Annotated in this window: 7 protein-coding genes; 4 read left to right on the forward strand and 3 right to left on the reverse strand. The window is 36.0% G+C overall.

Annotated features, from left to right (window positions below):
• Positions 1-22: 22 nt before the first annotated feature.
• The 3 genes from dnaE (at position 23) to trxA (ending at position 5,426) form a co-directional block, all read left to right on the forward strand.
• Positions 23-3,595, forward strand: coding sequence for a DNA polymerase III subunit alpha (gene dnaE, locus VB248_RS03575; RefSeq protein ID WP_323295359.1), 3,573 nt, complete (start codon positions 23-25; stop codon positions 3,593-3,595).
• Between the two features lie 223 nt (positions 3,596-3,818).
• Positions 3,819-4,967: a hypothetical protein gene (locus VB248_RS03580; RefSeq protein WP_323295360.1), complete on the forward strand. Its 1,149-nt coding sequence runs from the start codon at positions 3,819-3,821 to the stop codon at positions 4,965-4,967.
• A 135-nt stretch (positions 4,968-5,102) separates the two neighbouring features.
• Positions 5,103-5,426, forward strand: coding sequence for a thioredoxin (trxA, locus tag VB248_RS03585; protein ID WP_323295361.1), 324 nt, complete (start codon positions 5,103-5,105; stop codon positions 5,424-5,426).
• A 195-nt stretch (positions 5,427-5,621) separates the two neighbouring features.
• Here the strand turns inward: trxA and VB248_RS03590 are convergent, their stop codons facing one another.
• Complete coding sequence (locus VB248_RS03590; RefSeq protein WP_323295368.1) at positions 5,622-6,812, reverse strand: aspartate aminotransferase family protein; 1,191 nt, start codon at positions 6,810-6,812, stop codon at positions 5,622-5,624.
• Positions 6,813-6,945: 133 nt separating this feature from the next.
• Between VB248_RS03590 and VB248_RS03595 the strand changes: the two genes are divergently transcribed.
• Positions 6,946-8,448 (forward strand): S10 family peptidase, encoded by a 1,503-nt coding sequence (locus VB248_RS03595; RefSeq protein ID WP_323295362.1) that lies wholly within the window; start codon positions 6,946-6,948, stop codon positions 8,446-8,448.
• Positions 8,449-8,825: 377 nt separating this feature from the next.
• Here VB248_RS03595 and VB248_RS03600 read toward each other — a convergent pair whose 3' ends face one another.
• Together VB248_RS03600 and tnpA are read right to left on the reverse strand one after the other, a co-directional pair.
• Complete coding sequence (locus VB248_RS03600) at positions 8,826-10,535, reverse strand: alpha/beta hydrolase-fold protein (protein WP_323295363.1); 1,710 nt, start codon at positions 10,533-10,535, stop codon at positions 8,826-8,828.
• Positions 10,536-10,620: 85 nt separating this feature from the next.
• Positions 10,621-11,112 (reverse strand): IS200/IS605 family transposase, encoded by a 492-nt coding sequence (gene tnpA, locus VB248_RS03605; RefSeq protein WP_323295364.1) that lies wholly within the window; start codon positions 11,110-11,112, stop codon positions 10,621-10,623.
• Positions 11,113-11,258: the final 146 nt, after the last annotated feature.

Raw genomic sequence — 11,258 nt, forward strand, 5'->3', positions numbered from 1 at the left:
TAGAAGTTAAAACCCCAAATTAATGCAATTCTCTCATTTACACTGTCATACGCAATACTCTCTCTTAGACGGAGCTTCTAAAATTTCTGGACTTTTTGCCAAAGCCAAAGCCGACAATATGCCTGCCGTAGCCATTACCGACCACGGAAATATGTTTGGTGCTTTTCAGTTTGTGGCGGAAGCTGGAAAACATGAAGGCGTAAAACCAATCGTAGGTTGTGAGTTTTATGTGGTAGAAGACCGTTTTAAAAAGCAATTTTCAAAAGACCAAAAAGATAAACGCTATCATCAATTGATGTTAGCCAAAAATGCCGAAGGATATGCCAATTTGGTAAAACTTTGTTCTTTGGGTTATATCGAAGGACTTTATGGAAAATATCCTCGTATTGATAAATCACTGATTTTACAATATCACAAAGGGCTTATCGCCACTACTTGTTGTATTGGTGCGTCAGTTCCTCAAGCAATTCTGCGTGGAAGTGAAGAAGAAGCAGAAAAAGAATTCAAATGGTGGCTGGATATTTTTGGGGAAGATTACTACGTAGAAGTACAAAATCACCAGATTCCAGACCAATTAAAATGTAATGAAGTATTATTAAAATTTGCGAAGAAGTATAATGTAAAAGTAATTGCTTCGAACGATTCGCATTATTTAGACCAAAAAGATGCTAACGCACACGATATTTTATTGTGTATCAACACAGGCGAAAAACAAGCAACACCCACATACAAAGATGTTGACGATGGCGAGTCAGTAAAAGGAAAGCGTTTTGCCTTTTATAATGATGAATTTTACTTCAAGAATACGCAAGAAATGACCAAACTTTGGTCGCATATTCCAGAAGCCATTGATAATACGAATGAAATTGTAGGCAAAATTGATACACTTCGTTTGAAACAAGACATCATGTTGCCTAATTATGAAATCCCTGTTGGTTTTGTTAGTCAAGATGATTACTTGGAACACCTTACTTGGGAAGGAGCAAGAAAACGCTATGGCGAAGCTTGGGAAAGTATAGAAGTAAAAGACCGTTTGAGCTTTGAATTACATACCATTCGCACAATGGGTTTTGCAGGTTACTTCTTGATTGTATCCGATTTTATCCGTGCTGGTCGTGAACTGGGCGTTTTTGTAGGGCCGGGTCGTGGTTCGGCGGCGGGTTCGGTGGTTGCTTATTGTATTGGCATTACCAATATCGACCCGATTAAGTACAATTTACTTTTTGAGCGTTTCTTGAATCCCGACCGAAAATCAATGCCCGATATTGATACGGATTTTGACGACGAAGGTCGCCAAAAAGTGATTGATTATGTGGTAGAAAAGTACGGAAAACAGCAAGTAGCACACATTGTTACTTATGGCACAATGGCGGCAAAAATGTCTATCAAAGACGTTGCCCGTGTGATGGATTTACCTTTGAATGAATCCAACGAATTGGCAAAATTAGTGCCTGATAAACCCGGTACGAATTTAAACAGAGTAATGAATGCCCCATTAGTGGGTGAAAAATCGCTTGCTGAAAAAGAACAGTTCCAAGCAGAAGATATCGAAAACGTTAAGAAACTTCGTGAAATTCGTCGGGAAGGTTCTTTGCGTTCAAAAGTATTAGAGGAAGCTTTGGTTTTAGAGGGTTCTGTGCGTGGTACAGGTATTCACGCCGCTGGGATTATCATCGCTCCAAAAGATTTAACAGAAATTCTTCCTGTGGCTACTTCAAAAGAAGTAAACCTTTTGATTACACAATTTGAAGGAAGAATTATTGAAGATGCAGGTGTAATTAAAATGGACTTTTTGGGTTTAAAAACCCTTTCTATTCTTAAAGAAGCACTCAGACTCATCAAGCAAAACTACGGTGTAGAAATTGATTTAGACAATATTCCGCTCGATGATGTAAAAACCTATGAATTATATCAAAGAGGTGAAACAAACGCTACTTTCCAGTTTGAATCTGCTGGGATGCAAAAGCACTTATTGGACTTAAAGCCTGACCAATTCTCGGATTTAATTGCCATGAACGCCCTGTATCGTCCCGGGCCAATTGCTTATATTCCAAACTTTATTGCTCGTAAACATGGTCGTGAGGAAATCACTTACGATTTGCCCGACATGGAAGAGTATTTGGCTGATACTTATGGCATTACGGTTTATCAAGAGCAAGTAATGCTTTTGTCTCAGAAATTAGCAGGTTTCTCGAAAGGTGATGCCGACGTTCTGAGAAAAGCAATGGGTAAAAAAGACCGCTACACACTTGATAAAATGAAAAGTAAGTTTGTGGACGGTGCAAAAGCCAAAGGACACCCCGAAGACAAACTCAATAAAATCTGGACTGACTGGGAAGCTTTTGCTCAATATGCTTTCAATAAATCTCACTCTACTTGTTACGCTTTTGTGGCGTATCAAACTGGTTATTTGAAAGCCCATTACCCATCAGAGTATATGGCGGCAGTAATGTCTAACTCTTTGGGGAACATTGAAAAGATTACATTCTTTATGGAAGAATGTAAAAGAATGGGCTTACCTGTTTTGGGGCCTGACATTAACGAATCTTACCGTTCATTTGCCGTGAACAAAAAAGGAGAAATTCGTTTTGGTTTGGGGGCAATCAAAGGTACTGGCGATGCCGCCGTTGAAAGTATTATTGAAGAAAGAGATAAAAATGGCCCCTATAAAGATATTTTTGATTTCGTAAAAAGAGTAAACCTCCGTACAGTAAATAAGAAAACCTTAGAAAGTTTGGCTTATGCAGGTGGTTTCGACTGCTTTGAAGAAATTCACCGTGCGGTTTATTTTGCGGATGTCGAAGGAAGTAATTTCATTGAAAAGCTTATCCGTTATGCCAATAAAGCGGTTGAAGTAGCGGCTTCGGCTCAAGGTTCTTTGTTTGGAATGCTTGGCGAAGGCGGCGGTGGAGAAATTGCAACGCCAAAAATCCCTAATATTGAAAAATGGGGACAAATGGAAAAGCTAAAATTTGAAAAAGATGTAGTCGGGATTTATATTTCTGGACACCCTTTAGATGAGTATCGTCTGGAATTAGAAAGTTTCTGTACTTGTACTTTGGATAGAGTGATGGACCCGAATTACCGTGGAAAAGAAGTTTCTGTGGGTGGTATCGTTACAAAAGCAATTGAAAGGTATTCAAAAAATGGTAATCCATTTATGCTTTTTACTTTGGAAGATTATAATGGAAGCTACGAATTTGCTTTATTTGGAGAAGATTTCGTGAATCTCTCAAAATACATTGCCACAGATAGATTTTTGTATATCAAAGGACAAATTAAAAACCGCTGGGGTCGTCCTGATGAATGGGAATTTAAACCTGTTTCAATCCGACTTTTATCTGAAATTAGAAATCAATTTGCCAAAGAATTGAAAATTACGGTTGGCTTGCAAATGGTCAATTCTGTTTTAATTGAGCAAATCAATCAATTAGTCGAAAAAAATCAAGGTACTTGTAGCCTTACTTTTTCGGTAGTTGACCCCGAAGAACGCATTGAACTAACGATGCTTTCAAGAAAAAATAAAATTTCACCCTCGAATGAATTTTTAGATCAATTGAAATTAATCAATGGATTGACTTATAAACTTAATTAGTTGTGATTGAGTGAATGGTGATTTAGTGATTGTTTTCAAGCATTTTGTTTTATCATTGTAGCGTCCCTTGCGGTTGCCTGTACGTAATGAATAGCAACCGCAAGGGTTGCGACTACAAATTGTTTAGCTTAATTAGAAGAATCCATAAAATTTGGCATTAATCAAAAAATAATCACTAATTCACCACTCACTCAATCACAATTAAAACTCTTACTCAATTACTATGCTCAAAAAATTACTAACAATTGCTTTATTAGCTTATTTTTCGTGGAGTTGTAGCTCTGGGAAAAAAGCCTTGGAACAAGGAAATTATGATGAAGCCGTAGAAACGGCTATTGGTCGATTACAGAAAAGTCCGACCAATACCAAGGCTATGGAAGTACTTAAAAATGCTTTTCCTGCTGCCGTCAACTTTCATTTGACGAAAGTAGAAAACTGGAAAAATTCTCAAGAAAAATTCCGTTGGGAAAGAGTCGTTGCTGAATACAAACAGATTCATACTTTGTCAGACCAGTTAGTCAACTGTCAGGCTTGTCTCAAAATCGTTCCAACGCCCACTCGTTATTATGATGCTTTGCAATTTGCCCAAACCCAAGGAGCAGAAGAACGTTACCAAATAGGAATGAGTGCCTTGCAACAAGCTCAACAAAATAGACAAGCGGCAAAAGATGCTTTTTATAATTTTTCGGTAGCTGACGAACTCGTTCCGAATTATAAAAATGCTAAAGACAAACAATCCGAAGCTTATGAATTGGCAAGTATTAACGTCGTTGTTGAACAAGTAACGGTAAATTCAAGAACCTACTCGCTTAGTAATGAGTACTTTCAAGGTAAAATCAATGAGTTTCTGAAAACGAATCCCAAATTAAATCAGTTTGTAAGATTCTACGCTCCAGACGAAGCTGAACACAATAAAATTAAAGCCGACCAAATCATACATTTACAGTTTGATGATTTCATTGTTGGGCAAACTTATATGGAAACCAACACCAATACTCTTACCAGTAAAGACAGTGTGAAGGTGGGCGAAACAACAGTAAATGGCAAGAAAATTCCTGTTTACAATAAAGTAACGGCTAAATATACTCGTTCAAAAAAAACCGTTTCTTCTAAAGGAATTTTAGATTTTCAAATCATTGATTATGTTTCAAAACAAAAAATTCATCAAGATAAAATTGCAGGTGAATTTGTTTGGACAAACGAATGGGCAAATTTCAACGGAGATGAGCGTGCTTTGAGCAGTCAGCAATTAAACCTTACCAAAAATAAAGAGCTATTGCCACCAGCTCCACAGGTATTGTTTACGGAATTTACCAGACCAATTTATGACCAAATTACCCGTAAAATAAAAAAATATTACGAAAATTATTAAAAATAATCAAGTTAAAGACTTGATTATCAAACAACAAAATGAAAAGCTTTGTGTATCACCCAATTTTAGGAACTAAGATATTAGCACATTTTGTTTTAACTTTGAACATAGAAATTAACCTAATAAAACAATACAATGGGAAAATACGTAGTAGCAACCGATGATAATTTTCAGGAATTAATCAATTCAGATAAACCAGTTTTAGTAGATTTTTGGGCAGAATGGTGTGGACCTTGTAAAATGATTGGACCAGTAGTTGAAGAATTAGCTGGTGATGTAGAAGGACAAGCAATCGTTGCTAAAATGGACGTTGATGCAAACTCAACAGTTCCTTCAACTTTAGGAATCCGTTCTATTCCAACTTTATTAATTTTCAAAAATGGTGAATTGAAAGAAAGATTAGTAGGTGGAAATATTCCAAAAGCTGTGTTATCACAAACTTTGTTGAAACACGCTTAATTTTTTTAAGAGGAAAAACTAACCTCACCCCCAACCCCCTCTCCAGATGGAGAGGGGGCTTTTTTTTAGAAGCACCTAAGCTTTTTTATACTGGATAGAATGAATGAATCATTCTATCATTCAATAAATCACTCATTCACAAACTCAATAAATCACAATTCACTAACTCACTCATTCACTAACTCACTAAATAAATCAGATGCTTTCCAAAATCACTTCACAAGCTTTTCTGATTTCTTCTTCGGTAATAATTAGTGGTGGAGCAATTCGCATGGAGTTATCGCAAAATAAAAACCAGTCGGTTACTACGCCTTTTTCAATCGCTCGGTCGATGATAGGTTTTAAAGTATCAAAATCTGCAAATTCCACCGCCATCATTAAACCTTGATTTCTAACTTCTTTAATTTTCTCGTGAACTAACAAAGATTTAAATAAATCCGCTTTTGATTGAACGGCATCCAATAAGTTTTCTTCTACAATCACTTTCAATGTAGCCAAAGAAGAGGCTGCACTTACAGGATGTCCGCCAAAAGTAGTGATATGCCCTAAAATTGGATTATTTTTAAACACGCCCATTACTTCATGATTGGCAATAAATGCCCCAATTGGCATTCCTCCGCCCATTCCTTTAGCACATAACAAGACATCTGGATAAATATCAAATTGTTCAAAAGCCCAAAAAGTACCTGTTCTGCCAAAACCACTTTGAATTTCATCTAAAATCAAGAGTGTTTTAGTTTCATCACAGCGTTTTCTTAAAGCCAAGAAATACTCTTTGCTTGGAATTCTTACTCCTGCTTCTCCTCCGACGATTTCTATGATAATAGCTGCCGTTTTTTCCGTAATAAAAGCTAAATCTTCCATTACTCCGTGACGAATATTTCTAATTTCTGGCAATAATGGACGGAAATTTCTTTTAAAATTCTCGCTTCCAGACAATGATAAAGCTCCCTGCGTAGCTCCATGATAAGCATTAAAACAAGAAATAATTTCCTGACGACCCGTAAAACGTTTCGCTAATTTCATTGCACCCTCTACGGCTTCTGTTCCAGAATTGGTAAAATATACATTATCTAATGGTTGAACATTTTCGACTTTAGGAACAAGCGTTTTTACCAAAGCCTCAGCTAATTCTACTTGTGGACTTTGTACATATTCGCCATAAACCATTAAATGCAAGTATTTATCTACTTGATTTTTAATCGCTTCTACTACTTTCGGATGGCGATGCCCCACATTAGAAACCCCAATACCTGAAATCAAATCCATGTATTGTTTGCCATCTTTGCCGTACATATAAACGCCTTCTGCTTTTTCGATTTCTAAAGCCAATGGAAAATCAGAAGTTTGGGCAACATTTTTTAAGAATAATTCTCTATGTGTAATCAAGTTTTTGTATTTTTAATTGATTAGCTTTAAGCTGTGAGCCTTGAGCTATGAGTGTTGAGTAATATGCTTCAAGATTTTAGCTATTTTAAACACAAAATTACAATTCATTCATCATTTAACTAAATCCCCAATGAAAAAACACATTTTACTATTATTAATGCTTTGTTCTGTTTTTACTTATGCCCAAGACAAGGCGGAATCAAAACTTAATACTCCCCTTCTCCCTCCTCCTGCTCCAGTAGTTACAAAACATCAAACAGTTATTAATGGTCAAGCAATTTCTTATACTGCTACTACTGGCTATATGGTTTTAAGAGATGAATCAGGCAAAGCTAAAGGCAATGTATTCTTTATCGCTTATACCAAAGATGGCGTAACTGATATTACTAAACGACCTGTTACTTATACTTTTAATGGTGGCCCGGGGTCTGCTTCTGTTTGGTTGCACATGGGGGCAATTGGGCCTAAGAGAATCCTGATGTCCGACAAAGGTGATGCTTTAGCTCCTCCTTATAAGTACATCAATAATGAATACTCATGGTTGGATAAAACTGATTTGGTATTTATCGACCCTATCAATACAGGTTATAGCCGTGCGGTACAAGGTGAAGACCCAAAACAGTTTTTAGGCTATGTTGAAGACATTGAATCAGTAGGTGAATTTATTCGACTTTATACCGTTAAGTACGGTCGCTGGTCATCGCCTAAGTTTTTAGCTGGCGAAAGTTATGGTACTACTCGTTCTGCTGGACTTTCGGGGTATTTACAAGATAAATTCAATATGTATATCAATGGTATTTCTTTGATTTCTTCGGTATTGAATTTTCAAACCATACTTTTTGACAGAGGTAATGATTTGCCGAACATTCTTTACGTACCTACTTATACGGCGATGGCTTGGTATCATAAAAAGATTGCGAAAGAGTATCAAGGAGATTTACAAAAAGCTTTGCGTGAAGCAGAACATTTTGCCCTTAATGAATACGCTACGGCTTTGATGAAAGGGGATTTATTACCTGAAAATGAAAAAAAACAAATTGTACAGAAATTAAGTAAGCTAACAGGGATTTCTGAAACCTTTATCAATAATGCTAATTTACGCATTGAGATTAGTCGTTTTGTAAAAGAATTATTGCGTGATGAAGGTAAAACTGCTGGACGCTTGGATGGACGTTTTACTGGTATTGATTTTGATAATGCTGGAGAAAGATACGAATTCGACCCAAGTTTAGATGCTACTATCTCAGGGCCTTACTCTACGGCTGTAAATAATTATTTACGTCAGGATTTGAAGTATGAAAATGATTTACCTTATTTAATGCTTACTGGACGTGTTCAGCCTTGGAATTATAGTAATGTACAAAATAAGTACTTGAATGTAGCTGAAACTTTAAGACAAGCGATGGCAAAAAATCCTTATTTAAAAGTATGGATTCCTTCCGCTTACTACGATTTGGCTACTCCCTATTTTGCGGCAGAGTATGTAGTTTCACACATGGGCTTGCGACCAGAACAACGTAAAAACGTTAAGTTTACTTACTTTGAATCTGGACACATGATGTACATTCATAAAGCTTCATTGATTAAACTCAAAAAAGAAGCTGATGAGTTTTATGATGATACTTTGAAATAATATTTTCAATCAGGCTTTTTGAAATTTTTATTTTCAAATTGAGATTATCCAATAAGTTTTAACGAACAAATATTATTCAGCTAAAGACCTCACCCCCAACCCCCTCTCCTGTTGAGCTACGGTTTATACACATCTTTTAAGTGTATTTGTTAAGGGTATAATATTGATAGTAATTGAGGGGCAATTGGGTAATTTTACCCTTTTCAACCTCATCCCCCAGCCCCTTCTCCTTCAGAGAAGGGGAGCCGTTGGAGAGAACATATCATTAATTATCAGACACTTACAAACTTATATATAAACCGTAGCTCCTGTTGAGAGGGGGCTTTTAGCTCCAAAAACTCCCCTCTCAACAGGAGAGGGGTCGGGGGTGAGGTTGATTAATACTTCCAACTACTTAAATCTGCCCCTTTAGGTGCTGATTCTTCTATTCTTTTCAGAATTTTTGGTAGATACATGGTATTATATCGTAATCTGGAAATATAATTTGGCTGATTAGGGTCGCCGTTCCAACAATGTTCTGCACGGTCGCCGTAGGTAACTTCTCCATCATAAGTTGGATTTTTTGCACCTTTCAGAAAATCTTCCATTAAATATACCGCATTATTCAAGTAATAATTATCCATATCACCACAATAAATATGGATTTTACCTTGCAGTTTAGGGCCTAATTTTGCCCAATCTCTTTTTAAAATATGAAGTAAATCAAAGTTTTCTTTCCAATAAGCGGCTACTTCTTTATCAATCACGCCTGTTTTCTTATCAAAAATCCTTTTTGGATAACCATCTTTTCCTACGGGCGAATAAACAGCTTCCCAAATATCCCATTGTCCTCCCGAACGGGTTTTATCACCAATGGCTAATTCATGATAATTCATATCTTCAACTGTACATTGTACTTTGCCAAGATAATCTCTTTTACCCGGAATTGGGGTTCGTTTCCACGGACTTTCATAATAATAAGCATTTGAATATTGATATAAATCTATTGATGAATAAGCTTGAAAAGAAATTGGGTCAGGACAAGCCGCAAAGCAACCATTGTATTCATCTGGATAGAAAATCTGTGCCGCTAAAGATTCCCAGCCTCCAGTAGAACCACCGTAGAGAAATCTCGCCCAACCTTGACCAATTCCTCTAAATTGCTTTTCAATGTAAGGAATCAATTCATAAGTAATAGCATCGCCATAAGGCCCAAGGTTAGCAGAATTAACGGCATAAGAATCATCATAAAATTGATTAGCATGCTGAATCTCAATGATTAACATTCTGGGAAAATCTTTACTTGTCCACTGTTTATAAAAATTATACGCCTCCTCTTTTACGATTTTATTATAGCCATAAATATTAAAACGAGCAGAAAAATCGTCCGTTTTCATATCTGCTGGCGGAGGCGTTTCGCTAAAACCAGAAAAATCAGCAGGAAAATGTCCGTGAAAGATAGCCAAAGGATAATGAGCCTCTGGATGCGTATCAAATCCTTCAGGAATTAGCACATTTGCTCCCAAATAAATATCTCTACCCCAAAATTTACTAAGCAACTCGCTCTTCATTTTGATATGTTTGATATACTTCGTGTCTTTGGGTGGAGCAATGGGCGGAATTTCTTTGCTAATACTAAGTTGTATAGTCTGTTTACTACCTTTTTTGAGTGTAATTTTTATAGGAACACTATAAATATTACCGGGAGCATCATTAAACCGCTGACCTTCGCCTCTGTCCATCGGTAGTTTTACAACATGACCATCAGCTTTATGAAAAGTTTCGTATTTATGGAGTAATACTTGTGCAAAATACTCACCAGCGGGAATTTGACTAATACTTCTAATCGGATAGCCAAAAGCTTTGTCGTCGATAATAATAGATTGATTAGGTTTCCAATCATTTACATCGATACCAAACATCAATTGCGAATCGGCATCATCACTGACCTGTCTGCGAGGTTCTTTTTTATCATTATTGGCAACAAACAACATCAGTCGTCCGTCTAAAGCCTTATTAGAAAGGCTTTTATCAAAAGTAACCGAAAACCTTTGTGCCGTCGTCACAAAAGAATACAGCACAAAAAAGAGAGCTAAAGATTTTTTCATTATGAATTTGTTGAAGATGAAAATTGTATTCAAAGACTAATCTAAATATATTAAAAAATAATTACAGTAAGATAAAACCTTGCATTTATTGCTTTGATTGATTTTGTTTTTGAGCATCTAAAATCCAATCAAATAAATACTTTTCATCATAATCAACCTTGAATTTCTCTAAGAATTGTTTATACTCTTCTTTAAATGATTGTTTTTTATGATGTGCTTTTTGATTGTGTATATACCAATAAACATTGTCTATATGAGAGTGACTATATGAAAATGCACCATATCCCTCTTGCCAACTAAACTTATGTTTAGATAATTTATTTTCATTAATAAATTCATTACTTGATTTCTTGACTTCTCTTACCAAATCGCTGATACTACAACTGGGCTTCATCCCAATTAAAATGTGGATATGGTCAGGCATACCATTGATGGCAATCAGTTTTTGACCTTTATTTTGTATGATGCCTGTGATGTATTCGTATAATCTGTCTTCCCAATCTGGTAGAATTAAAGCTTCTCTGTTCTTTACAGCAAATACGATTTGGATATAAATTTGTGAAAATGTTGAAGGCATATCTATTTTTATTTTAGGTTTTGAATAGAAGTCATCTTGACTTTTTAATTTTCTTAATTGCCATGATAATAAAAGCTATAAAGTTAAATCCCATCCAACTTGAAAGAGTTGTATCAAATCGATTTAACAAAGACCTATAACTATCT

The organism is Arcicella rigui, from assembly GCF_034929435.1.
Lineage (GTDB): Bacteria > Bacteroidota > Bacteroidia > Cytophagales > Spirosomataceae > Arcicella > Arcicella rigui.